A 23,665-nucleotide genomic window follows, 5' to 3' on the forward strand; every position below is an offset into this window, starting at 1 on the left:
TGCTATTAAACGTAGCACAGGAATATCAGGATGTTATTAAGAAGCTGCGCGGTGATGTCGCTAACCTTTTGTCATTGTGCAACAGGTTCCTGATAATTGTTATTTAACATTTATTTATTCAGCGACTATGCTCATAGTCTGTCACACGACACGCTTGATATTACTATTCCTGTCGCCGGCGTCCGGCTTATGGAGGAATTTATGTATGGTGTAAACCTAATCCGACTTGGTATGTTTATTGCTTTTGCTGTTATTGGTAGCACTGCAATTGGTTTATTTACCTATATAGTTGTCACTGTTCTGGCAGAATAGCTTCACCCCATTTTCTGTTGCGAAATAAATAAAAAGGCTATTTATTAGGGGAATACAGTGAACCGCTACATCTCTCTTTTACCGTTCGTTATGTTAACGCTTACGGCGTGCGACCCGAAATCTGAACAAGCCCTCTCCCTGCCGCGAATGGTAAAAGTGGCGGAGGTTACTGTCCCCGGTCACGCCCAGCAGCGCGTTTTTCCCGCCCGCATTGAATCGGGTGATGCCACAGACCTTTCCTTCAAGCGCGCAGGTCAAATTGACGCGCTCGATATTCGCCAGGGCGCAGCCATCAAGCAGGGGCAACAGCTTGCCAGATTGAACGCCCGAGAAGCCGAGCAGCGGGTTAACGATAGGCAAACTGCGGCAACATTGGCCCAGCGGCAATTCGCGCGCTTCCAGACGCTGGCGGGACGCCAGGCTATCTCGAAAGCAGAAATGGATGTTCAGCGTGCGAATCGAGATTCGGCGAATGCGGCACTACAAATTGCCCGTGAAGAGCTGAATCAGATGACGCTTGTCGCCCCCTTCAGCGGGACGGCAGCCAGCGTTCATGTACGAAACCACCAGGTGGTGTCTGCCGGTCAGCCCATTGCAACCTTGACCCGAACCGACCAGTTGGACGTGGTGTTTAGTATTCCTGAGAACCTGTTCAAAACGTTTGATATCCGTAACGCGCAGTATCGCCCCGTGGTCAGAATTAACGCTATCCCGAATCGGGAATTTACCGCTGTCTATAAGGAGCACTCGGGCAGCAGCGACAACAATACCCTGACCTGGCAGGTGATACTTACCATGCCGCGGCCAGATGATTTTCCCGCCGTCGGTGGCATAAGCGGTACGGTGACGATTAATTTAACCAACCTCCCTGCTGGCACTGGCGCACATGGGGTGGTCATACCGATTGAGGCGGTCTTTAATCCGAATAATAGTCCGCGCAATGAGCCGCATGTCTGGGTCGTCACGGGTGAAGGCGACGCGCTCCACCTTGAAGACCGCAAGGTCAGCGTGGGGCAAGTGAGCACCGACGGCGTGATAATCACCAGTGGGCTTAAAGTCGGTGAACGCGTGGTGGCCGCAGGCGTTGGGGAGCTACATGCTAACCAGCCGGTGCGCATCTGGACGCGTGAACGGGGGCTGTGATGGATATCTCTCGTCAATTTATCAATAACCCTATTCGCGTCTGGCTAACAATTCTGCTGCTCGGGATCGGGGGTATTTTTGCACTTTTGAATATCGGCAGACTGGAAGATCCCGCCTTTACCATTAAAACGGCAGTGGTGATAACACACTATCCCGGCGCATCTGCTCAGCAGGTAGAAGAAGAGGTCACCCTGCCATTAGAGAATGCCCTTCAGCAGTTGCCTTATCTGGACAATGTCAACTCCATCTCTTCAAATGGCCTGTCACAAATCACCGTTAACATTGCCTCACGCTATCACTCGAACGAACTGCCGCAGATCTGGGATGAACTACGCCGTCGCGTGGGGGATGCCTCGCGTCAATTCCCGCCGGGCGTCGTTCCCCCTTTTGTGAATGACGATTTCGGTGATGTATTCGGCTTTTTCTTCTCGATTTCCGGTGATGAATTCAGTAACCCCGAACTCGTTCGCTACGCCGAGCAGTTGCGTCGCGAATTGATTCTTGTACCCGGAGTCGCTAAGGTCGCCATCGGTGGGGCCATCGGCCAGCAGATCAATATTGATATCTCTCTGGTCAAGATGGCCGCGCGCGGTATTACACTGAATACGCTTTCCACTCAGCTCAGCCGGCTTAACGTCGTTTCCAGCGCCGGAGAAATGACTTCCGGCACCGAATCTATTCGCCTGCACCCCTCCGGTGAGTTCGAAAACCTTGACGAAACTGGCGGATCTCGTCATCACGCCTTCTGGCACCGGGGCGGCTACGCGGCTGAGGGATATCGCCACGCTGTCGCGCGGGCTTAACGAATCGCCAGCCAGTATCTACCATGCTAACGGCAGAAAAGCCGTCACCATGGGCGTCTCATTTATTCCCGGCGTGAACGTTATCGACGTGGGCCATGCGCTGGAGGCGAAGCTAAACCATATGTCGGCGGAGAAACCGGCAGGTATACACATAGACACGTTTTACGATCAGGCCGCCGAAGTGGGGCACTCTGTTAACGGTTTTATCATTAACTTCCTGATGGCGCTGGCGATTGTGATCGGCGTGCTGCTGATCTTTATGGGTGTACGGAGCGGGATCATCATTGCCTTCTCCCTGGCGCTTAACGTGCTGGGTACATTGTTGATCATGTATCTATGGGGGATTGAACTGCAGCGCATCTCGCTCGGAGCGCTGATTATCGCCCTTAGTATGCTGGTAGATAATGCCATCGTGATTGTTGAAGGAGTACTCATTGCCCGACAGCAAGGCTCACCGCTGCTGACCGCCGTCAACTACATCATCCGTCGTTCTGCCCTGCCGCTGCTGGGGGCGACGGTAATCGCCATTCTGGCGTTTGCGCCGATCGGGCTGTCGCAGGATTCCACCGGGGAGTACTGTAAATCGCTATTCCAGGTACTGCTGATTTCACTGATGCTGAGCTGGTTCTCCGCGCTCACCATCACGCCGGTGCTGATTAAATGGTGGTTGTTCAAAAAACACGATTCACCTGAAAAAACAGACAAGTCAGATCCTTACGACAAACGTCTCTATCGCCTCTATCAGCAACTGCTTAATGCATTGTTGCACAATAAAACGACGACACTCATGGTGATGGCTGCACTGCTGGCAGCGTCTATTTGGGGTTTCAGCGCCGTACGACAAAACTTTTTCCCGTCGTCCAATACACCGATTTTCTTTGTCGACCTCTGGTTGCCCTACGGCACCAATATCAAGTGGACCGAGAAAATGACCAGCGATATCGAAACGACGATTAACGACCAGCCTGGCGTGGAAACCACCGTCTCAACCATTGGTCAGGGGAGCATGAGGTTTATTTTGACCTACAGTGGGCAGCGGCAGTACAGCAACTATGCGCAGATCATGGTGAGAATGGATGACCAGCGCAACATATCCGCCTTAACCCGACACGTAGATGAGTACATCTCGCGAAACTATCCCCAGGTAAACGCCAGCACAACACGGGTGATGTTTGGCCCCTCTGGTGACAGTGCCATTGAAGTACGAATTAAAGGGCCCGATCCAGACCGGCTGCGTTTGATTGCCAGCCAGGTAGACGACATCCTCGCGCGCGACCCGGCCACGGGCAGCGTCAGGAACGACTGGCAAAACCGTAGCAAAGTGATCCGCCCGCAATTCATTGCCGCACTGGGCCGTGAGCTTGGCGTTGATAAACAGGATGTTGATAACGCCCTGGAGATGAATTTCTCCGGCAGTCGGGTGGGATTGTATCGTGAAGGCAGTGACCTCCTGCCAGTGGTGGTGCGTCCCCCGGAGAGCGAACGGCTGGATGCCAATCACCTGAACAACGTGCTGGTATGGAGCCAGACACGGCAGCAGTATATTCCCCTGAGTAATGTCGTCAGCAGTTTCTCACTGGAGTGGGAAGATCCGCTCATTCTTCGCCGCGACCGCTCTCGGGTACTAACGGTTCAGAGCGACCCGGATCCGCTGAGTCAGCAAACCTCTGGCGATATTCTCGCCCGCGTGAAACCTCAAATTGATGCCCTCACCTTGCCACAGGGCTACAGCATTGAGTGGGGAGGTGACGCGGAGAACTCCAGCGAAGCTCAGCAAGGGCTGTTCACTACGCTGCCTCTGGGATATCTGGTGATGTTTGTGATAACGGTTCTTATGTTCAGCTCAGTAAAAAACGCCGTAGCTATCTGGCTGACCGTACCGCTGGCGTTGATTGGCGTCACGCCAGGATTCTTGATTACCGACATCCCCTTTGGCTTTATGGCGCTGATTGGCCTGCTCAGCCTGAGTGGAATGTTGATTCGCAATGGTATCGTATTGGTGGAAGAGATCGAACAGCAGAAAATGCAAAAGGACCAGCACAGTGCGATCATTTATGCCGCCACTTCGCGCCTGCGCCCTATCCTGCTCACCGCATTTACTACGGTACTTGGACTGGCGCCGCTGTTACTGGATGTTTTCTTCCAGAGTATGGCCGTTGTCATTATGTTTGGACTTGGATTTGCCACGATCCTGACACTATTGGTACTCCCCGTGATTTATGCGTCTTTTCATCGTAAGGACGAAACCAGACAACAATGAATGCGACAGGGCTGAACATTATCAAGACGCTGGGCTGTATGACGGCAGTCACCTTCTACACCATCTATAATACCTGGGATCATTATGATTATGACTATCACTGGATCCTCGGTTTTTTAACCTTTATTTCGACGATTGCCACACCTCTGTTTTTTGTGGTTGCAGGCTATCTGGACGGACAATCCCGGCACGACACTCGCTGGCAACTGGATAAAATTAAAAGTCTGGTGATCGTTTTCCTGTTCTGGGTCACTATCTATTATCTGTGGGAGCCTTATCAGCGTGGATATTTGATCCAACCATGGTTTGTATTCGCTTTTGTTGTGATTTACACCTTCCATCCGGCAGTGGAGTGGCTCAGCAAGCGGCGGGCGCTGTTCTGCAGCGTAATTGCCGGCCTGCTGCTCTTCTCCTACGGATATGATTTGCTTGCAGCGCTCTACCCAGCCCCCCATATTCTTTCGCTTTCTCCGCAGTATCGCCTGTGGACGTGGTTACTGTTTTACCTGACAGGGCAGCTTTTCTGCGATCCAAAAATCGCCGAGTGGATAAGCCGCAGGAATGTTGTCAAGGCAGCAGCGGTCGCCATTCCATTTATTTATCTCTTCACATGGTTTTACGAGCGCCACTTCTTTTTTGCCCTCTTCAAGGCTGACAGAAACGCCTTTATTCTCACCGGCTCGCAAATCTACATTTTGATCATCGCGCTGGTGATTGCGGCGAACGGAGTTCGCTTTCGCCGCAATGCCGAATTTAAGGAGTCCATTCTGGCCAGCATCAGCAAAACGATGACTGGCGTATATATTATGCACTATTCGGTGTTTCATCTGCTGACGGTGCTGATACCAGTAACGTCTCTCGGCATGAAGCTGCTGTTGATTGTGCTCACTTTCGTCACCTCAGTTATGTTCTCCATGCTGGTTCTCTCTAATACAGTGGCAAAAAAGGTCATTACACTTTGAAAGGATAAAGAACATATCACCGTTGATATAAGGAGCGGGTTTGGAAAGGATTATTTTGGAAACAGGGACTCCACGCCGGTTTGCGGATCATCAAGCCGGTTCATCTGCCCCCATGTCATGACGGCGCCGCCGTGTGCCACAAAGTGCTGCACCACATCTTTTTCACTGTCCGTCAGAGAATCACAAAGAGCGGCCAACTGCTGCTCTGCAGTGGCCTTTCCTTTCCGGGCCATAAGACGCTGATGCCATCCTCCGGCAATAATCTTGACGATCGGAAACGAAATAATAAATGCAAACAGCGTCAGGACAGAGTCATGAAGGACCAGATAGCAGCTCATCCCGGCGAGTCCGGCGACAAATATGGCGACATTAATGCTGAAATCCTTCTCCGCATAAACACTGTCGAACAGTTTTCCGAGAAATTCGGTCATTACTTCACTCCCTGCTTGCTATGTCGATAGCTTTAAAGGCGCAAACCAAGTTGATGAATTGATGAACTGAATTCTCGCTCAACATAAGTTAAATTAGTGAGCCGCGGATGTTTTATAACCAGCTTCAATCTTGCCCTGCGTTACCCGTTCTTTTAGCTGCGTATTCGTCACGCGGCGCACTTAGCGCCGCATCCATGCCCTCAGCCATGTAAAACCCAAAAAAAATCCCCTTCAATGAGGGGATTTTTACACCTTGGGGCGGCTATTGGTACGCCGTGACCGCTGGCAACTTAGGGCTGTTTTTTCCAGAGCGAATCCGCTGACTCGCCCTCTCTAATGTCTTTCCATTCTTTAACAGGCTCATCAGGCTCGCCTTTATCTTTAGATACTGCTTCGCAAATTTTGCGTAGATATTCGTTATTTTTGAATGACACCATAATCAACTCAAAAAGCACTCGAACCAAAATCAAAGATAATGCAAATCCAATAGTTATCCCGCCGCTACCCTGGACCCATCCAACAACACTACCAATAATTAATAAAATTGTTGTTAACCAGTACACCACAGTGATTATTTTTGGTGTAATTAATGATTCAAACGTTGCGAAATTCTTAAATCCGTTTTGACTCATATCAATTCCCTACCTTGCTCCTGTTGACTCTACAATATTTCCCGGTAAATGCTCTCATATTGTACCAGTACCCCGAGTGTTATTATAGCTTCAGCGGCCTATCCTTGTACGGCTTGACCGTCCTTCACTACAGACTGCCGGTCAGGAAATTACGACAGGTATTATTGTTAATAGGCCAGCCTTTAGCCCGAGGCATACTGAATTCTTCCTCGATCCTCTTGGTATGAAACTTGTTCAAATACTCTGCATCCGCATTATTGGCGATCTCAAGTACACTGCTATAGTGAAAGTAATAGCTTTTGTTGGCTTCTGGGATAAATGCCACAGATTGTATATGTGTCGTCCCCGAGATATCAGTGCTGACGGTTCGTAAGGCATAGGGTTTCCCCGGTTTTATCGTGAATTTATTCAGACCAAGGGTTTCACTCTTCCAAAACCATCTAATGATGGTCAGTTCCTCGTCATTTACTTTTTCATAGCACTTGTCTTTATCGTTACGAATATAGGTGACAAGCGCTTTTACGTCAGTGTTATCGTCATACAGATATATTGTAGATGCATCGCTTCCGGCATACATTTTTGATTTATCTATGGTGGCACAGGCCGTAAGTGAGCAAGCGGCGATAACGATAATAACGCTTTTCTTGAGACTCAAATTCATTATTTTATATCCTGATCCCACTGTTTCAAAAAAATGAGAATAGTTTCAGTCAATATGAGGGAGCGTATTCGTCCCTACTGGGGCGTCAGTACAATACTCTTTGCGTTATGTAAATCAACAGGTTATTGCCACAACTACTAGTTTTCGGAGGGACTCTTCCGTCGATCCCCTCTGTTCTTACGTTCGGTGTCCCGCCAGGTACTGACTGGGTGCCGGCTCTATTCAACATCGGGTCATCATACTGCCGCTCAGCAATATGATGACCCGCTCCAGTCACTCATTTAAAAACTGTATTTGATCGTCACCCTGCCAAACGAACCAATTACGGGCACACGCTGTTATTCACCTCGCAGCTACTCCTCGTACGCTGCGTGATGGAAATCAATTTCCCACTGCAGGACGTCGCCATAAAGCGCCGACAACGCCTGCTTTTCTTTTTCACTCAGCGTCATAGCGCAGCGATCGAGTTCGTTCTTTAGCCAAAGCGCCTGCTGATAGAATTCATCCTCCGCGTGCATCTCCACCCAGCGCCGGATATCCGCATCGCTCTGGCGATGTTCGCTCACTCGCTGACACCAGAAGTAATACATCCATTCCGCACCGAACATCATTGTCACGATCTGCTCATAGCTGCCCTGCTGGGCGGTCAACAGCATACCGTCGCGAAAACGCCGCACACCGGGTAAATCGTCCGGGTACTCAGCGGGATCGATCCGCCGCGCTGATAACACCTGTTCAAACCATGCGATCTGGGTGTCAACCAGGGCGTTCAGCACGCCAATCAGCCAGCGCTGCTGATGAATATCCGGCGCTTTGCTGACTCCGAGGGCAAAGATTGCGATTGCCGTCGCGACAAAGTTGCCTTCAAATACGAGATAACGGTTGAAGACGTCAGATGGCAGACGATCCTCTTCGATATCAACCACAAAACGGTGCTTCTGCATCGCCTGCCACACCGTCTGATGCTCGCGCAGCAGACGCTCGCTAAAGGCTTCCATTATTCCTCCTCGAGCGCGGCCTGGGCGACCGACATAAAATGCTTAACCCTGGCCAGCTCAACATCATTCCACCAGACGCCATCGATCTTCATCGTACTGGCCACTATGACTCCCTGCGTTCGGCCAAGGATCTGGCGTACATTGCCCGGCGTCACCCCTGAACCTACCAACAGCGGTAGCTCCGTGGCAGCGCGGATCTCATCAATTTCCTCCATCGTGGCGCTATCCCCTGTGCGCTGGCCAGTGGCGATCACCGCATCAGCCTCGAAGAAATCGACGTCGCGCGTCAGTTCCTGAATCGAACGATCGGCCACGATGGCATGACTCCCGTGCTTGACGTGGCTGTCGGCGAAAACGCGAATATGCTCGGCGCGCAGCATACTGCGATAGCGCAGAGCCTTAGCGGCCGCCCCTTCAATAAATCCTTCGTTGGCAATATAGGCGTTGGCCCACTGGTTTACGCGGACGAAATCGGCCCCGCCCGCCAGCGCGACAGCCATCGCCGGGATCGCCGCGTTAGCCAGGACGTTAATACCCAGCGGCACAGCAAAGCGCTCTCGTACTTTCTCGGTAATCACCGCCATCAGCGCGGAGGTTTCATGCCCGATATCTTCAGGTTTGGAAAAAGGAATATCTCCGTGGTTTTCGATAATAAGACCATGAACGCCGCCTGAAATATAATTTTCAGCATCGCGAAGCGCACGCTCAACAATACCTGAAATTGATTTTCCTCGATATTTAGGCGAGCCAGGGAATGGGTCACAATGAATAACACCAATAACAGCTTTACGACGTGAAAAAATAGCTTGTATTGCGTTCGTTTTTTCTGCTGAGATAGAAACCATCTTATCCATCCTATTAAGGAAACATTATGCGTGTTTACGTTATCGGTAATATTGCCGTGGATGAAACCTGGTCCATTTCAGACATGCCTAAAAAAGGCGTTTCAATTCACGGCATTAAGGTTTCGCAGGATGTCGGCGGCAAAGGCGCGAATCAAGCGATTATATTATCCCGCTGCGGAATCGACACGCATTTAATTGCTGCCACGGGAAATGACAGCAACGGTGAGTGGATCCGTCAGCAGATAAAAAATGAACCATTGACGCTTCTACCCGACGGTCATTTCAATCAACATAGCGATACCTCGATTATTTTAAATAGTGCTGATGGCGACAATGCCATTATTACCACCACGGCGGCTGCGGATTCGTTCAGCCTGGATGATATTATTCCGCATATGGCAGAGGCCACTGCGGGCGATATTCTGCTCCAACAAGGCAATTTCTCCCTGGATAAAACACGGGCACTGTTCCAGTACGCCAAAGCCCGCGGTATGACAACGGTATTCAACCCCTCCCCCGTCAACCCTGACTTTTGCCATCTGTGGCCGCTAATCGACATCGCGGTGGTCAATGAATCCGAGGCCGAGCAGCTCCAGCCCTATGCCGTGAGAAGCCTGGTGGTGACCCAGGGCTCAGCAGGTGCCTGGCTTATTCAGACGGGCCAGCGCCAGTTTTGCCCCGCCTTCCCTGCCGAGGCGCTGGATACCACCGGTGCAGGCGACACCTTCCTCGCGGTTATGTTGGCGTCTTCAATCCTGCGCGGTGTTGCGCCGGATGCGCTGGCCTTGACGCACGCCAGCAGAGCCGCAGCCATTACCGTCAGCCGCCGTGGAACGCTCAGTGCGTTTCCCGACGGCCATGAACTTATCACCCTGTTAGCCGTGAACGGCGAACACTGACCTACTTGAACAGCGAACGATAGGTATCTACGTTCGCTTTGGTGACAACCGTGGCCGGAACCAGAATGGTTTTCGGTACGGTTTTACCCGAGGTTACCGTGTTCAACGCCTTCAGAGCGTCAGCTCCCATCTTTTCCGGATCCTGCTGCAAAACGGCGGTGACATACCCACCGTCGATACCTGAAATGGCCTTCGCGGTCAGATCCCAGCCAAAGACTTTAATATCCTTCTGGCGTCCCTGGTTTTCCACGGCGGCGATGGCGCCCAGCAAAGCGGGTTCGCCTGTGGCATAAATCACCGTCAGATCGGGGTTCCCGGTAATCAGGTTTTCGGCCGCGATCATGGCTTTATCCTGCACGTTCTGGCCGTCGACAACGTCAGCGATGGTGATTTTCGGATTGCTTTTCAGCGTCTCTTCAAATCCTTTCTGCCGCTGGTTCTGAATGGCCGAATTCAGCGCACCAACAATACCGAGCCGCGCCTTACCGCCCATCTCTTTCTGCACGTACTTCACGAAGTATTTACCGATAATTTTACCACCTTCGATATTATCAACGCCGACCTGAGCCGTCTGCGGCCCGGCCGGTAATACGGCATCAATCGCAATGACGGGAATTTTGGCGGCAGCAGCTTCTTTTATTGCAGGCATAATGCCGTTCACGTCGATAGCATCAACAAGAATGCCTTTAACACCTTGTTGAATATAGTTTTCTATCGCATCATTTTGCGCCACGGGATTATCATTAGAGTTAAAAATCACTAAATCCTTGCCACTGGACTTGGCCGCATCCGCCGCACCTTTATTCATCAGATTAAAGAACAAAGCCTGCTGGTTTATTTGTACCAGCGCATAAGTGGGAGCGGCGGCGCTGGCGGCAGAAATAAAACCGATTGATACCAGCATCGTCGTTACTACAGCAATAGAACGCAGTTTTCCGGTGTTAAATGACATCATCATTATCCTCTTCGGGAATAGTTTATAGCCAGCAGAGTTCCGCGCCGTAGGTGAACGCAGAAGAGTTATTTTTTGGCGGGCAAATATCGGCTATGTAGCCAGAACAATCATCGATGTTCGGCGGAGACCTGCTTAATTTCATTCCGGCAACCGGTCCGTGTCGGTGCACGACTGGAATGACTTAAACGGGTTTGGGAATGATTTCCCGGATGATGCGGTAAACTGCCTATACAATTCTCCGCAGATTAAAATTTGTCAAGTATTTATTTCAGCTTATGGTGAGCACAGAAATCGCTGTATCCACCGCGATTAACTGTGTTACAGATAGCCGATTCCGGGAGTCATGGCGCAGGTAATGAGTATAAAACGCGTATTGTTATCCGATGTGGCAAAGCTGGCGGGACTGTCGAAGTCGACACTGTCGCGCTATATGAACAACAGTATTGTGCTGCCGCAGGACACCATCGACCGTATCGAAGCCGCCATTCGCGAGCTGGACTATCGCGGCAATAGCCTGGCACGTCGTCTTAGCAAAGGCGGCAGCGAAACGCTTGGCCTGGTGCTGCCCGATATTACCAACCCCTTCTTTGCCGAACTGGCCGACGCCGCCGAAGAGGCCGCATCTGCCAGCGGCTACAGCCTGGTGCTGTGTATCACCCGTAACAACCCTGACAAAGAGTGCCAGTTCATCCGCTGGCTGGATACCTGCCAGGTCGACGGCCTGCTGTTCACCACCAACCGCCCCGACAATGGCCTGCTGCGCAAAGAGCTCCAGCGCCACGAACGCATTGTCTTGCTGGATGAAGATATTCCCGGCAGTAAGGTACCGAAAGTGTTTGCCGATAACGTCCAGGGCGGGCGGATCGCCACTGAACAACTGATTGCTGCCGGGCATCGCCATATCGCTTTCGTTGGCGGCCCGGATAAGTTGATGAGCGTCCGCGAGCGCTATCAGGGATTCTGCACCGCAATGGAGCAGGCTGGCCTGAGCTGGCCGCCCGAATGGGTTATCTACGGCGATTACCACCGCGACTTTGGCCAGCAGGCGCTGCGGTACCTGTTCAGTCAGCCGATTCCCCCGACCGCCGTTTTCGCCGCCAGTGACTATCTGGTGCTCGGTCTGTTGGACGGCCTGCGCACCCTCGGACTTCAGGCGCCGGAGGCACTATCGCTGGTCGGCTTCGATGACGCCAACTACGCTGATTTTACCCAGCCGAGGATTTCGACTATCCGACAGCCTGCCCGGGAGCTGGGTCGCGCCGCGGTGAACATCATGATGCGCCTGCTGAACAACGATCGTGACATCCCGGCGGAAACCCGCCTGCCGGTGGAATGGATTGGTCGCGACTCGATCAAGCAGCGTTAATCGCGTTCCAAAATGGCGCAAATAGCGCCCACTTTTGGCGCAAAAAACGTTCAATTCACGATTTTATCACCATGCCTGGTAAACCGGTTTACCTGCATTGCAAAGAATAAACTCCATTTAATACATATTGCTAAGTGAAGTTGATGCTGTGCTTATTCTGCCCTGGCACGGATGCTGCAATGTTCTTCCTGGCGAACAAATATCTTACATAGCGTTTGTCCTGACTGTACTGGCGAGTGCTCTATTCCACAGGTAAACCGGTTTACTAGCATGTCAACCGTGTTGGAAAGAGCCTCTCCCGCAGGAGGGCGAACATTTCCCTGCCACAGCGATGGGAGTTATCAGATGCAGCAGCCACACACTACCCCAGCAAGGGTGGAGATGATCAATATCACCAAGACCTACGGGTCGATACGTTCCCTGCGCGGGGTCAACCTTGCGCTGGCCCCAGGCGAGGTGCTGGGCTTAGTCGGCGATAACGGCGCGGGGAAATCCACCCTGACCAAAGTGCTGTCTGGCGCGGTTATCCCCTCCAGCGGCACGATTCGTATCGACGGTGAACAGCAGCAGTTTGCCGATCCGGCGGATTCACGCCGCTGCCATATCGAGATGGTGTATCAGGATCTGTCGCTGTGCGACACGGTCGACGTCGCGGGCAATCTGTTTATGGGCCGCGAGCCGATGAAATCGGTCCTGGGTATCCCCTTCCTCGATGAAGGCAAAATGCACGCCGACGCCAGGGAGATGCTTAAAGGACTCGGGATCTCTATTCCTGATACCCGACTGCTGGTGCGAAATCTCTCCGGCGGCCAGCGCCAGGCTATTGCCATCGCGCGCGCGGCGGCTTTTGACCCGAAAGTGCTGATTATGGACGAACCCACCGCTGCGCTGGCCGTCGCGGAAGTCGAGGCGGTTCTCGAGCTCATTCGGCGCGTTTCCGCTCGCGGGGTGAGCGTGATTCTGATTACCCACCGCCTGCAGGACCTGTTCCTGGTCTGTGACCGGATCATGGTGATGTATGAAGGTACCAACGTCGCCGACAGACGGGTGGCCGACACCAGCCTGAGCGATATTGTTAACCTGATTGTGGGCGAAAAATTTACCGCCCACTCTGCGGCTGCACATTGAGGTAACAGGATGAGTATCATGAACTTAAGCAGCTCCCGCATGATCCAGCAGTCGCTGCCGCGCCGCCTGCTGCAGAACCACTCAGGCGTGGTCAGCATTGCGCTCTTTTTCGTCTTCTGCTGCGTGGTGTTTTCGCTGATTACCAGTAACTTTCTCACCGGCACCAACTGGCTGAACATTATCCGTCAGAGTGCCCCGCTGCTGATAGTCGCGACGGCAATGACCCTGGTGATTACCACAGGCGGTATCGATCTGTCGGTGGGCTCGACCCTGGCGCTGGTCGGCGCGCTTTCCGCAATCGCTCTAAATAACTGGGGGCTGCCGTGGCCGGTGGTCATGCTCGGCGGCCTTTTTCTTGGCGGATTTGTGGGCGCCATCAACGGCTTTTTTATTGCCTATGAGGGCATTCCGGCGTTTATCGTCACGCTCGCCACCCTGGCCGTGGTTCGCGGCATCGCGCTCCTGGTCACTCAGGGCTATTCGATTACGGTTCCGGCTGACAGCCTGTTTACCTTTATAGGACGCGCGTGGGTTGTCGGTATCCCCATGCCCGCACTGATCGGTATTTTGTGTCTGGTTAGCGGGCATATCGTACTCAACCATATGCGCTTTGGCCGCTATGTGACCGCTATCGGCGCCAACGCCGAAGGGGCACGACGCAGCGGCATTAACACCAGAGAGGCCACCATGAAAGTCTATATCATCAGCGGAATGGCTGCGGCCCTGGCTGGGATGATCATTACCGCACGTCTCGGCAGCGGCTCCTCCAACCAGGGTGAAGGCTTTGAACTGCAGGTCATCGCGGCCGTTGTGCTTGGCAGTACCAGCCTGTTCGGCGGCTTCGGCACCATTATTGGCACGCTGCTGGGCGCGCTGTCGATTGCGGTCATTCAGAACGGGCTGATCCTGTCGCATATTTCGCCGTTTTACACCCAGATAGCCACCGGCACCATTATCCTGCTGGCTATCTGGCTGAACACCCGCATTCTCAACCCAACGCGCTCCACGGCGAAAGGATAGTTGATGAAAGGATCCATTTTTCGCCACCCTTCTCCGCTGCCGGTTGGTGTCAGTAGCGGTTACGTTATGACGGTGCTTGGCCCGCTGCCGGTGAACGAAATGGGCGTAACCCTGATGCATGAGCATATTCTGCTGGATGCCTCAGGCAAGTGGGTGCCGCCCTGCTGCTGTAGCGATCGTCATCTTGCCGAAATGCCGGTGATAATGGAGAACCTCGGCGAATTGTCGATGAATCCGCTGATGAGCCGCGATAACTGTCAGCTGTTTGATGTCGATGTTGCCATTGAAGAGTTGATGAAATATCGAGCCCTTGGCGGAGAAACGGTGGTTGACCCGACCAATATCGGTATTGGCCGCGATCCAAAAGCGCTGGCGCGTATCTCACGCCTGACCGGTCTGAACATTATTATGGGGACTGGCTTCTATCTGGAACCGTCTCATCCCGAGTGGGTAAAAAACAGCAGCGTCGAACAGCTGACCGAGCGGCTGATGTACGATCTTGGCGGCGCGGAGAATAAACCGGAGGTGCTCGCAGGGCTCATCGGCGAAATCGGTGTCTCAAGCCGATTTACGCCGGATGAGGAGAAATCCCTGCGCGCCGCGGGTCGGGCCAGCGCCGCGACAGGGGTGCCAATCGAAGTCCATCTACCCGGCTGGGAACGGCTGGGGCATCGGGTGCTGGATATTCTCGAACAGGAAGGCGCCGATTTACGCCATACCGTGCTTTGCCATATGAATCCCAGCTTTGCCGATAAGCGCTACCAGCGCGAACTGGCGCAGCGCGGGGCGTTTCTCGAATACGACATGATCGGCATGAGCTATTACTACGCTGACGAGTCGGCGCAGTCGCCCTCCGACGAGGAGAACGCCCGCGCGATTCGTGAGCTGATTGACGACGGCTATATCCAGCAAATTCTGCTGTCGCAGGACGTCTTCCTGAAAACCATGCTCACCCGCTACGGCGGTCACGGTTACGGCTACATACTCAAACATTTTGTTCCGCGTCTGCGACGCCACGGCATCAGCGGCGAGCAGCTTGAAACCTTAATGATTGGAAACCCCCAACGCGTCTTTGGCGGATAAAAGGAAAATCATAATGAAGAAAAAAATCTTACTGGTCGGTGAATCCTGGACCAGCACGTCAACGCACGTTAAAGGTTTCGACCAGTTTGCCACCGCCACCTGGCACACCGGCGCAACGGATTTTTTGGCAGCGCTCGCGGACAGTCCCTACGCCGTGACCTATATGTCCGCCCACGCTGCTGCGACAGATTTTCCGCTGACGCTGGAAGCGCTGCAGCAGTGGGATGCGATTATTCTCTCGGATATTGGCGCCAATACGCTGCTGCTGCATCCGGACACCTGGCTGAAAAGCCGCCGAACCGCCAACCGTCTGACGCTTCTGCATGACTACGTGGCCGGCGGCGGTTCGCTAATGATGATTGGCGGGTATTACAGCTTCCAGGGCATTAACGGCGGCGCGCGCTATCGCCATACTGCGGTAGAGACTGTTTTGCCAGTCCGCTGTCTGGCGTGGGACGACCGAATTGAGACCCCGGAAGGTAGCTATCCTCAAGTGACGGAATCCCACGCCGTGTTGAACGATATTCCGGGCGAATGGCCCTGGCTGCTGGGCTATAACGAAGTTGAAATGCATCCGGAAGGTAAACTGCTGGCAACCGTCGCAGGTACCGGTCATCCGCTGCTGGCTATTCGCGAATATCTTCAGGGCCGCTCGCTGGTGTGGACCAGCGATATGTCGGCGCACTGGCTACCGGAAGAGTTCACGCAATGGCCCGGCTATCGACAGCTGTGGATTAACTGCCTTGACTGGCTGACGGCACATCGCTGATGGTCACCACCCTGCACCTGGCCCGGCAACTGCTGGGCTTTAACACCATCAACCCGCCGGGCAGCGAAGCAGATTGCATGCGGTTCTTTGCCAACTGGCTTAGCGATAGCGGGTTTGATGTTTCGCTGTCATCGTTCGGCGAGGGACGCTGTAATCTTATCGCCCGGCTGCCCGGAGCGAAGACAGGTAAACCACTGGCCTTCACCGGGCATCTGGATACAGTCCCGTTGGGCAATACCCGGTGGCAGTACGATCCTTTCGGCTCGCAGATGGAAGACGGGCGTCTTTATGGACGCGGCTCCAGCGATATGAAAGCGGCAATAGCCGCGTTTGCCGTGGCATGCGTAAAGCTGCGGGAAACTATCCTCGCCGGACGTGGCGCGCTATTGCTGATTACCGGCGGAGAAGAGACCGGCTGCGACGGTGCGCGGGCACTGATTGCCTCCGCAAAGTTGCCGGACGTGGGGGCGCTTATCGTCGGTGAGCCTACCGCGAACTATCCGGTTATCGGCCATAAAGGCGCACTCTGGCTACGCTGCGAAACTCGAGGGAAAACCGCCCACGGCGCGATGCCGGAGCTGGGCATTAATGCTATCTATCTGGCGGCGGATGCGCTGGGTAAAATCCAACATTTTTCGCCGGGCGCGCCGCATCCACTAATGAAGCAGCCCACGGTGAATGTCGGCTGTATTCACGGCGGGCTAAATATTAATTCCGTGCCGGACCACACGCGTTTCGATGTCGATATCCGCAGCGCGCCCAATTTACAGCATGCCACCATCCGCCAGCAGCTGACTTCACTGCTTGGCGAGAGCGTCACGGTGTCGACGCTAGTCGATCTGCCCGCAGTACTCAGCGAGCAAGAACACGCGTGGATAAAACAGGTTTATCAGCGCTGTCAGCCACTGCACACCACGCCGCTTGAGCCTCGCGTAGTGCCATACTTTACAGACGCTTCTCTGTTGCTGCCTGCGTTGGGAAACCCGCCCTGTATTATTCTTGGCCCCGGCGAGCCGTCTATGGCTCATCAAACCGACGAGTATTGTCTGCTCAGCCGAATGGAGGAAGCCGAGCAGCTGTACGGGGAGATTATTCGCGACTGGATGGCGTAGACCGCTAGTGGAAGAAGCAAAATATAAGTGACAACGTCACTTGAGGCCGATGCTGTGCGGTCAATTCGCCACCAGCGCCAGTGACTCTCGTTCAAAGGTGTGTTCATCATGCTTAGCACTCGCATGCAGCTCATCATTTTCTCCCTCATTAGTTTCACTCGCAACAGCTGTGGCCGGGAATAGCTGTTATAAACAATGCTGCCGCTAACTCTTTCCTTCGTCTACAGTTAACTGACCTAAGTCCCGCAGAATAAACATCCCATGGCATTTGCGCTAAAAACCCATCTCTTTGCCCGCTTTCGACTATTGATTTCAGTGGCTGCCGGTGTCGTTTGTTACTTCGCCCTTCCCGCTCAGCTTGGCACGCTGCAGCGGCTGTTGATCGGCTGGAATGTTTTGGCCTGGCTTTATCTGCTCTTTATCTGGTTTCGCATGCTGCGAACGGAAGTCTGCGACATCCCGCGAATAGCAAGGGTACAGGACCAAAGTGCCGCACTCGTGTTAAGCCTGCTTATCTTTGCCTGTATGGCAAGCCTTGTGGCGATCATGAGCGAACTACCATCGCTGCGTTCTCTGTCGGGAACCCCGCTTGTGCTGCATATTTTACTGACGGCATTAACGCTTATCGTCTCCTGGACATTGCTGCCCAGTGTTTTCGCGATGCACTATGCGCATCAACATTATTTGCATCGCAGCAAAGACATCACTCCAATGATCTTTCCTGATAAACCGAGCGACCCGGATTATTGGGACTTCCTTTATTACTCTTTCACCATCGCCGTTGCCGCACAAACGGCCGATGTGGCAACGGGCACAACCGGCATGCGCAAAATAACCCTGCTGCAGTCGGTTATCTCCTTTATCTTCAACCTGGCGATTCTGGGACTTTCCGTCAATGTGGGAGCCGGATTGTTGAGTTAAGCTTTTTGAGCAAGCAGACATTTCATGAATGCCGGACAAAACAGGCTATAATTTAACCAGTGACGCTGTATGTAAAGGTGAAACACGATGCCTAATCCCTTTGATGCTTGCATGTCTATCGCCCTGATCTTAGGCGCATTACATGAAATGGGATTGATTCCCTGGTAGTGTGATGTCTGGAAATTGACAGCAGACTAAATCTCATTAAGGTGAGAGACGTACATAGCGCTGCGTTTACCGGAGCAGCGTCCTACTTCTGTTGCGTCTCAGGAACCCCATGACACCTACGCTTCAAACTTTTGTCGGAAGTTTGCTCCAGGATGATAAAACGCTCGTCGCCTCTTACGATCTTGAGTCCTTATCGCCCGACCTGAAAAATACTCTTCAGCTACAGACTTTGCGCCAGCCTGGCATTTATAACTATGCCTTATCCCCCTTTTCACTCGATTATCGCAGCGTTCAGCGACTCTGTGTTATCAACGGGATGGGCGTCACGCTGGGGGATTCACTGATGGGTATTTCGGCGCTGCACGCAATCAAAACCATTAACCCTAAACTTCACTTGACGGTGCTGCGCCCTCATACCTGCCAGGCTTATGTAGAAGAAATTTATCGACTCGCGGCTAACGTGATCGATGAGCTGCATTTTATGCCTCAGGAAATGACTTCACTGGCGGGATATGATGCGCTGATTGACGCCGGGAATCAGCTCTTCCGGGAGGATTTCGCCACTCTGGAAATGCATGATTTTTTCCTGCGCCACCTTGGTATTGCCCCTGAGTCTGTCTCCGAAGAGATAAAAACAAACCGCTGGCTTCGTGACGGCATGCCAGAGCAAGTTTCTCCGTTGGCAGGTCGTTACGTACTATTCAATCACCGTGCCAGCACTCCGCTTCGTGACATCCCGGCTGCGGTGCTCGTTGAATTTGTAACGCATATCTATCAGCAACACGGCCTACCCGTTGCAGGATTTGGCAAAATAGATCACCCGCAGTTTATCGATCTTTCTTCACGCTCAAGAAATACCGCAGACTTTATCGCCATTATCCGCCACGCCAGTAAAGTCTATACCTGTGATTCGTCGGCTTTGCATATTGCCGCAGCCTTTGAGGTGCCTACAACGGCCTATTTTAACGCCATCAAACCGGCGCTGCGGGCGGCTTATTACCCGCTGTGCAAAAGCGTTGATCTGGGCACTGAGCGCTCTGTGCTGTTGCACCAAAGTGAAGATAGCGAGTTGCTAAAAGAGATTGAGAATAACTACCGGCGTTATCTTGCCGCTTTATAGCGCCAGAAAAGCTGGCCGTAATAGTACGGCCAGCCCAGGACTATTTGTTGATGCCAATAACGAGTACGGTTGATTTCTTACATTGATTATCCTGGCAAATACCGGAGAACCAGATCTGCCCTTTGCCGATGGCCAGCCCCTGATAATTTGCAAAAAGATCCTGATATAACTGTGATTTTACTGCCGCCACCAAATCGGGTGTAAAAATAGCATCATAGTTTTTAATGAACTGCTGCGGCGTTTTGATCTGCACTTTTTTACCCGCCAGCGTGACCTTTATCGGGTATGAAACCAGTTTTGCCACCTCAGTTTTATTCTGCGCGACGACCTGCGTTTTGAAGTTATCGAAAAAAGCATGATAGTTCTGATGAGAGCTAAACAACTGATCCAGATTCGCATCCATCTCCTGCTCGGTGGCCGCAAACGCCGAACCGGACAAGGCAAATGTCGACACCAGTAACAGCCTGGCGAGTAGCGATGTAAACTTCATAAAATATACCCCTTGCCTTAAATATCATTGAATTATCTTATTTATATCGTTTTACATTCTCTGTCTGACACACGCTTTGATGTGCCGGGAAGCCAACAGGCATTCCCCTGGCGGCATCATATATGATATAATTTTGACCAATCCATTGATTTTAAATAAAAGTAAACAAATCGTATTAATATGAAACAACTTTTTCTGGCGCTCTGCTTTTTCATTCCCTTCAAAATGTCCATGGCTTCCGTCAGCGGGACCTTTGACGTGAGAATGACTATTCTGCCAAAGCCTCTGCCGCCGAAAGTGACTAAAATTAAACTTTCAGCAGATACGGTGATGATCATTAATGAATGGTAGCGTTTTTATTCACCTGACAATCCATATGGCGATAATTCTCCGCCACTAAAAAGCCGCTGACGGAATCCACCAGCGGCTTTTTGTTGTTGATTCAGACTATCCGATCTTAACGTTCTATTCTTTGCCCAACGTCTATCCGGTTCCCGTCAGGGTCGGCAAACACAAATGCCCGCAGACCATAATCTTTATCCTGAAGCCCCTTAATGATCCTGGCGCCTGCCTGCTGGCAAAGTGTAAACAGCGCACTGGCGTCATCCACCAAAAGATGTGCCACCGGGAAATTCGCCGCCTTATGCTGCGGTTGCAGCGTCAAGTGGAGCTCACTTCCCCCCTGTTTGAGGATAACAAACCCAACCGGATCGCCATTTTGAAACGTCTGGCAGAACCCTAACCCGTCCACGTAAAAAGCTTTTGCCTGCTGTATATCTTTTACCGGCAATATAGCCGCTATACGGCCAAATCCTACAGTGAAATCCATTCGCAACCTCGTGATTGACTGAAATGTGGCCATCAATGCAGACGGTGCCGCAACTGATGCATTTCATTCTGATGCCGGACGGTGCCAGAGTGAACTCATCATATCCAGGCGCTCAGCCTCGCACAAAGCTTATCGGCTGGAGCCGTTTGCCCCATATTTATTACGCTTATGCTGATACAGCAATTCATCTGCTTTCAATAGCGCAGTTTCTAAGGTATCACCGGCCGCCATCTGGTAGCTCCCGTAGGAAAAAGCGACCATTTTCTGTTCGTCAATCGTCAGCAGGTAATCCTGGATACGAGCGATCACTTCGTTCGATTTACTCAGACTGTAATCAATCAGGATCAGGCTAAACTCATCTCCGCCGAGGCGAATACCATAGTCGCTCTTACGGATAGATTGCGCCAGCGCTCTGCCCAGATACTGAATAGCCCGGTCTCCCATCGCGTGGCCAAGCGTATCGTTAATCCTTTTCAAGCCGTCGCTATCAATAGAAATAACCGTAACCGCGATATTGTTATTTAACAGTCCCTGGATCTTCCGTTCCAGAGAGGACGTCAGCACCTTGCGGTTATATAGCCCCGTCATCGCGTCGGTCATATTATCGTGAGACAGCGACCGGTGGCGATTGAGCTGCTTTCTGGCGTAGCGACAAAGTAGCCAGGTTCCAAACAAATAGAGCGCGATTAACCAAAGAATAGCGATCAGGAAGTAAATGCCGTCCAGCTGGATGTGCAGCGTATAGTAACCGGTGATTTTTTCCGCGTAGGAAATGGGCGTAAAAGACTTCAGCACAGGATGATGGAAGCTAATTTTTGCGCCTGTGGCATTGTCGGTGACGTAGAGGGATAAAAAATGCCATAACAGCGGCCTTTCTGCCGTATAGAAGGATGTCGCCAGATCGCCGATATTAATATCGGTAATAAACAGTCCTTTTATTTCTTCGCGTTGAAATACCGGCGTAATCATACTGATGATATTTTTATGGGTGTAGCCATCATTATAAATATGCGAAACAATATTTTCGCCCTGACGCAGATCGGCTAATGCAGAATCATCAATATTAATGGTCTTCGCGCTGCGATCGATATCTATACGACCATTTTCACTCACCAGCCAGTTATTAAAGGTATAATGATGGGTATCTACAAGTTTATCAATATAAATGTAGTTATTTTTCAGGTCGATATAATAGCGTGTATTGTTGAAAACATAGCCACTGTAGTTGGAGAAACTGTATTTAGACACGGCACGGGTGGCGTTGTCTTGTACTACGATAAGCACCGCCGTATCGCCCGCCCAGCTGACGCAGGATGGATTACGCGTTTGCAACGTCCCCTTAAGCGTGGTTAGTTTTTGGCCGGCGAGATTCAAGCCATAAACGCCATTTAATGATTCAGCATATTTACAAACATCAATTTTTGTATTCGCAACGTTTGTTATGCCTGATGGTGCAGAGGAAAAAGCGCGAGAGAGTCGGAAAGCCGCATTCTGGTTAATATACTCTTCATGAAACAACGCAGACTTACCATTTTCTGCAATGTACCCCATGTAACTCTTTAGATCCCGGTATTCTCGAAATACAAATCCGGCAAATATCAGCGTCGTCAAAATAACGATAAGTATAATGGTGTTGATATATTTTAGCGGCGACAAGATGGTGTAATCCCTTGAAAATCCCACTTGTAGGGTAGGCCCGAGTATAGCATAGCGATAAGACGGCGATGACCTGGCAGGTAGAAAATTCCTGGTTGCAGCGTGTCAATTAAGGGACCAGGGTACGACAGACGTTCAATACGAGCTTGCGTAACCAGCGGTGCGCGAGATCAGCCTCTGAGCGTGGATGCCACATCTGAGAAACGACGATCGGGCTTGTATTCACCGGCAGCTCAAACATTGCCAGCCTGGCGTTATCGCCCACCACCTCACGAACATGTTGATTAAGCAGGAAAGAATATGGGACCAGGGCAATCAGATCTGACCCCTGAGCCACCTTTAATGACGCCGGAAATCCCGGCACGACGGCGGCAATTTTTCGTGATAGCCCCCTTTTCTCCAGCGCCTCATCTACGGGGCCGTGCGTGGAGCGGATACGACGGGAGGCGACCACGTGCCCATAGGTGAGATACTGCGCTACGGTTATCTCAGAGAACCCGGCCAGTGGATGACCGACCCGAACGACACCGACAAAGCGATCGCGAAACAGAGCCTGAAGCCTTATTTCCGGGCCCATTTCGCCCATTACGCCAATTTCAAGGTCGACCAGGCCTTCGCGCAGATGACGCGGACCTTTTTCAGGTTTCGAAGTAAAGCACAGTTGAACACCCGGTGCTTCTGCCGCTGCGGCGGCAATAAGCGACGGCGCAAATGCCTCAATAAAGCCGTCATTGGCTCTGATAATAAATTCGCACGCCAGCGTGGAAAGGGACAACTCTGCCGTGGAGGGGCTCAGTAAGGCTCGAGCCTCGAGCGCAGCGTTTCTCGCCCGGTCACGAATCGCTTCGGCATAAGGCGTTAGCACCATATTTCTTCCCGCTCTGACCAGCAGAGGATCGCCGGTTGCTGCCCGCAGACGACTCAGCGTACGGCTCATCGCCGACGAGCTGAGCCCCAGACGCCGGGCAGCGCCGACCACGCTCCCTTCAGCAAGAAAGGTATCCAGCGCAAGCAGCAGATTCAGATCGGGTTCGTTCATTTTGGCATCCTGTAAAGAGATAAGGCGTCGGATGCAACTGTACACTGCATATCATGCGTCTTC

22 protein-coding genes and 1 pseudogene are annotated in these 23,665 nt (G+C 52.1%); 13 read left to right on the plus strand and 10 right to left on the minus strand.

Annotated features, from left to right (window positions below; genetic code table 11):
* The first annotated feature begins 369 nt into the window (after positions 1–369).
* The 3 genes and pseudogenes from LH86_RS16075 to LH86_RS16085 all read left to right on the plus strand — a co-directional run bounded on the left by LH86_RS16075 (position 370) and on the right by LH86_RS16085 (position 5,480).
* Entirely contained in the window at positions 370–1,455 is a 1,086-nt protein-coding gene (locus LH86_RS16075) for an efflux RND transporter periplasmic adaptor subunit (RefSeq protein WP_071842841.1), read from the plus strand.
* Positions 1,455–4,518, plus strand: a pseudogene (locus LH86_RS16080) (efflux RND transporter permease subunit). The gene LH86_RS16075 and the pseudogene LH86_RS16080 overlap by 1 nt, the downstream one beginning before the upstream one ends.
* Positions 4,515–5,480 (plus strand): acyltransferase, encoded by a 966-nt coding sequence (locus LH86_RS16085; protein WP_039303342.1) that lies wholly within the window; start codon positions 4,515–4,517, stop codon positions 5,478–5,480. Before LH86_RS16080 ends, LH86_RS16085 begins: the two are co-directional and overlap by 4 nt.
* A gap of 50 nt (positions 5,481–5,530) precedes the next feature.
* On the opposite strand, the gene LH86_RS16090 is transcribed toward LH86_RS16085, so the two are convergent.
* The 5 genes from LH86_RS16090 to LH86_RS16110 all read right to left on the minus strand — a co-directional run bounded on the left by LH86_RS16090 (position 5,531) and on the right by LH86_RS16110 (position 9,047).
* Positions 5,531–5,911 carry a hypothetical protein gene (locus LH86_RS16090; RefSeq protein WP_231562698.1) on the minus strand — a complete coding sequence of 127 codons (381 nt, stop codon included), beginning with the start codon at positions 5,909–5,911 and terminating at the stop codon, positions 5,531–5,533.
* A 290-nt stretch (positions 5,912–6,201) separates the two neighbouring features.
* A complete protein-coding gene (locus LH86_RS16095; protein WP_081943023.1) occupies positions 6,202–6,543 on the minus strand; it encodes a DUF4282 domain-containing protein in 342 nt (113 codons plus the stop codon).
* 127 nt (positions 6,544–6,670) lie between these two features.
* Entirely contained in the window at positions 6,671–7,204 is a 534-nt protein-coding gene (locus LH86_RS16100; protein WP_039303345.1) for a hypothetical protein, read from the minus strand.
* A gap of 353 nt (positions 7,205–7,557) precedes the next feature.
* Positions 7,558–8,202 carry a TenA family protein gene (locus tag LH86_RS16105; protein WP_039303348.1) on the minus strand — a complete coding sequence of 215 codons (645 nt, stop codon included), beginning with the start codon at positions 8,200–8,202 and terminating at the stop codon, positions 7,558–7,560.
* Positions 8,202–9,047, minus strand: a complete 846-nt coding sequence (locus tag LH86_RS16110) for a BtpA/SgcQ family protein (RefSeq protein WP_039303351.1) — start codon at positions 9,045–9,047, stop codon at positions 8,202–8,204. Before LH86_RS16110 ends, LH86_RS16105 begins: the two co-directional genes overlap by 1 nt.
* A 26-nt stretch (positions 9,048–9,073) precedes the next feature.
* On the opposite strand from LH86_RS16110, the gene LH86_RS16115 reads away from it, so the two are divergent.
* The gene (locus tag LH86_RS16115; protein ID WP_039303354.1) at positions 9,074–9,946 is read left to right on the plus strand and encodes a ribokinase; all 873 of its coding nucleotides are present in this window, start codon (positions 9,074–9,076) and stop codon (positions 9,944–9,946) included.
* A gap of 1 nt (position 9,947) precedes the next feature.
* On the opposite strand, the gene LH86_RS16120 is transcribed toward LH86_RS16115, so the two are convergent.
* Positions 9,948–10,901 carry a substrate-binding domain-containing protein gene (locus tag LH86_RS16120; RefSeq protein ID WP_039303358.1) on the minus strand — a complete coding sequence of 318 codons (954 nt, stop codon included), beginning with the start codon at positions 10,899–10,901 and terminating at the stop codon, positions 9,948–9,950.
* A 343-nt stretch (positions 10,902–11,244) separates the two neighbouring features.
* On the opposite strand from LH86_RS16120, the gene LH86_RS16125 reads away from it, so the two are divergent.
* From LH86_RS16125 to LH86_RS16160, 8 genes are all read left to right on the plus strand, one after another.
* Positions 11,245–12,267, plus strand: coding sequence for a LacI family DNA-binding transcriptional regulator (locus LH86_RS16125; RefSeq protein ID WP_039303361.1), 1,023 nt, complete (start codon positions 11,245–11,247; stop codon positions 12,265–12,267).
* Positions 12,268–12,648: 381 nt separating this feature from the next.
* Positions 12,649–13,395 (plus strand): ATP-binding cassette domain-containing protein, encoded by a 747-nt coding sequence (locus tag LH86_RS16130; protein WP_197061716.1) that lies wholly within the window; start codon positions 12,649–12,651, stop codon positions 13,393–13,395.
* 18 nt (positions 13,396–13,413) lie between these two features.
* The gene (locus LH86_RS16135; protein WP_197061684.1) at positions 13,414–14,415 is read left to right on the plus strand and encodes an ABC transporter permease; all 1,002 of its coding nucleotides are present in this window, start codon (positions 13,414–13,416) and stop codon (positions 14,413–14,415) included.
* 3 nt (positions 14,416–14,418) lie between these two features.
* A complete protein-coding gene (locus tag LH86_RS16140; protein WP_039303369.1) occupies positions 14,419–15,498 on the plus strand; it encodes a phosphotriesterase family protein in 1,080 nt (359 codons plus the stop codon).
* A 13-nt stretch (positions 15,499–15,511) separates the two neighbouring features.
* Complete coding sequence (locus tag LH86_RS16145; RefSeq protein ID WP_039303372.1) at positions 15,512–16,267, plus strand: glutamine amidotransferase; 756 nt, start codon at positions 15,512–15,514, stop codon at positions 16,265–16,267.
* Positions 16,267–17,379: a M20 family metallopeptidase gene (locus LH86_RS16150; protein ID WP_039303375.1), complete on the plus strand. Its 1,113-nt coding sequence runs from the start codon at positions 16,267–16,269 to the stop codon at positions 17,377–17,379. The genes LH86_RS16145 and LH86_RS16150 overlap by 1 nt, the downstream gene beginning before the upstream one ends.
* Positions 17,380–17,640: 261 nt before the next feature.
* Positions 17,641–18,300: a DUF1345 domain-containing protein gene (locus tag LH86_RS16155; protein WP_039303378.1), complete on the plus strand. Its 660-nt coding sequence runs from the start codon at positions 17,641–17,643 to the stop codon at positions 18,298–18,300.
* A gap of 277 nt (positions 18,301–18,577) precedes the next feature.
* Positions 18,578–19,588: a glycosyltransferase family 9 protein gene (locus LH86_RS16160; RefSeq protein WP_039303381.1), complete on the plus strand. Its 1,011-nt coding sequence runs from the start codon at positions 18,578–18,580 to the stop codon at positions 19,586–19,588.
* A 40-nt stretch (positions 19,589–19,628) separates the two neighbouring features.
* Here LH86_RS16160 and LH86_RS16165 read toward each other — a convergent pair whose 3' ends face one another.
* The gene (locus LH86_RS16165) at positions 19,629–20,078 is read right to left on the minus strand and encodes a hypothetical protein (RefSeq protein WP_039303385.1); all 450 of its coding nucleotides are present in this window, start codon (positions 20,076–20,078) and stop codon (positions 19,629–19,631) included.
* A 180-nt stretch (positions 20,079–20,258) separates the two neighbouring features.
* On the opposite strand from LH86_RS16165, the gene LH86_RS22620 reads away from it, so the two are divergent.
* Entirely contained in the window at positions 20,259–20,429 is a 171-nt protein-coding gene (locus LH86_RS22620) for a hypothetical protein (protein ID WP_156107032.1), read from the plus strand.
* A 106-nt stretch (positions 20,430–20,535) separates the two neighbouring features.
* Here the strand turns inward: LH86_RS22620 and LH86_RS16170 are convergent, their stop codons facing one another.
* From LH86_RS16170 to LH86_RS16180, 3 genes are all read right to left on the minus strand, one after another.
* A complete protein-coding gene (locus LH86_RS16170) occupies positions 20,536–20,907 on the minus strand; it encodes a VOC family protein (RefSeq protein WP_039306289.1) in 372 nt (123 codons plus the stop codon).
* Between the two features lie 129 nt (positions 20,908–21,036).
* The gene (gene dgcJ / locus LH86_RS16175) at positions 21,037–22,563 is read right to left on the minus strand and encodes a diguanylate cyclase DgcJ (protein WP_039303388.1); all 1,527 of its coding nucleotides are present in this window, start codon (positions 22,561–22,563) and stop codon (positions 21,037–21,039) included.
* 109 nt (positions 22,564–22,672) lie between these two features.
* Positions 22,673–23,602 (minus strand): LysR family transcriptional regulator, encoded by a 930-nt coding sequence (locus LH86_RS16180; protein ID WP_039303391.1) that lies wholly within the window; start codon positions 23,600–23,602, stop codon positions 22,673–22,675.
* Between the last annotated feature and the right edge of the window lie 63 nt (positions 23,603–23,665).

Source organism: Cedecea neteri (assembly GCF_000758325.1).
Lineage (GTDB): Bacteria > Pseudomonadota > Gammaproteobacteria > Enterobacterales > Enterobacteriaceae > Cedecea > Cedecea neteri_B.

Excerpts from the sequence above, each read along its gene's own strand:
- LH86_RS16110 (WP_039303351.1), bottom strand. The coding sequence starts at position 9,047 with ATGGTTTCTATCTCAGCAGAAAAAACGAACGCAATACAAGCTATTTTT.
- LH86_RS16145 (WP_039303372.1), top strand. The coding sequence starts at position 15,512 with ATGAAGAAAAAAATCTTACTGGTCGGTGAATCCTGGACCAGCACGTCA.
- LH86_RS16170 (WP_039306289.1), bottom strand. The coding sequence starts at position 20,907 with ATGGATTTCACTGTAGGATTTGGCCGTATAGCGGCTATATTGCCGGTA.
- LH86_RS16165 (WP_039303385.1), bottom strand. The coding sequence starts at position 20,078 with ATGAAGTTTACATCGCTACTCGCCAGGCTGTTACTGGTGTCGACATTT.
- LH86_RS16150 (WP_039303375.1), top strand. The coding sequence starts at position 16,267 with ATGGTCACCACCCTGCACCTGGCCCGGCAACTGCTGGGCTTTAACACC.
- LH86_RS16085 (WP_039303342.1), top strand. The coding sequence starts at position 4,515 with ATGAATGCGACAGGGCTGAACATTATCAAGACGCTGGGCTGTATGACG.
- LH86_RS16100 (WP_039303345.1), bottom strand. The coding sequence starts at position 7,204 with ATGAATTTGAGTCTCAAGAAAAGCGTTATTATCGTTATCGCCGCTTGC.
- LH86_RS16180 (WP_039303391.1), bottom strand. The coding sequence starts at position 23,602 with ATGAACGAACCCGATCTGAATCTGCTGCTTGCGCTGGATACCTTTCTT.
- LH86_RS16090 (WP_231562698.1), bottom strand. The coding sequence starts at position 5,911 with ATGACCGAATTTCTCGGAAAACTGTTCGACAGTGTTTATGCGGAGAAG.
- LH86_RS16120 (WP_039303358.1), bottom strand. The coding sequence starts at position 10,901 with ATGATGTCATTTAACACCGGAAAACTGCGTTCTATTGCTGTAGTAACG.
- LH86_RS16135 (WP_197061684.1), top strand. The coding sequence starts at position 13,414 with ATGAACTTAAGCAGCTCCCGCATGATCCAGCAGTCGCTGCCGCGCCGC.
- LH86_RS16105 (WP_039303348.1), bottom strand. The coding sequence starts at position 8,202 with ATGGAAGCCTTTAGCGAGCGTCTGCTGCGCGAGCATCAGACGGTGTGG.
- LH86_RS16130 (WP_197061716.1), top strand. The coding sequence starts at position 12,649 with ATGATCAATATCACCAAGACCTACGGGTCGATACGTTCCCTGCGCGGG.
- LH86_RS16115 (WP_039303354.1), top strand. The coding sequence starts at position 9,074 with ATGCGTGTTTACGTTATCGGTAATATTGCCGTGGATGAAACCTGGTCC.
- LH86_RS16140 (WP_039303369.1), top strand. The coding sequence starts at position 14,419 with ATGAAAGGATCCATTTTTCGCCACCCTTCTCCGCTGCCGGTTGGTGTC.
- LH86_RS16160 (WP_039303381.1), top strand. The coding sequence starts at position 18,578 with ATGACACCTACGCTTCAAACTTTTGTCGGAAGTTTGCTCCAGGATGAT.
- LH86_RS22620 (WP_156107032.1), top strand. The coding sequence starts at position 20,259 with ATGAAACAACTTTTTCTGGCGCTCTGCTTTTTCATTCCCTTCAAAATG.
- LH86_RS16155 (WP_039303378.1), top strand. The coding sequence starts at position 17,641 with ATGGCATTTGCGCTAAAAACCCATCTCTTTGCCCGCTTTCGACTATTG.
- LH86_RS16125 (WP_039303361.1), top strand. The coding sequence starts at position 11,245 with ATGGCGCAGGTAATGAGTATAAAACGCGTATTGTTATCCGATGTGGCA.
- LH86_RS16095 (WP_081943023.1), bottom strand. The coding sequence starts at position 6,543 with ATGAGTCAAAACGGATTTAAGAATTTCGCAACGTTTGAATCATTAATT.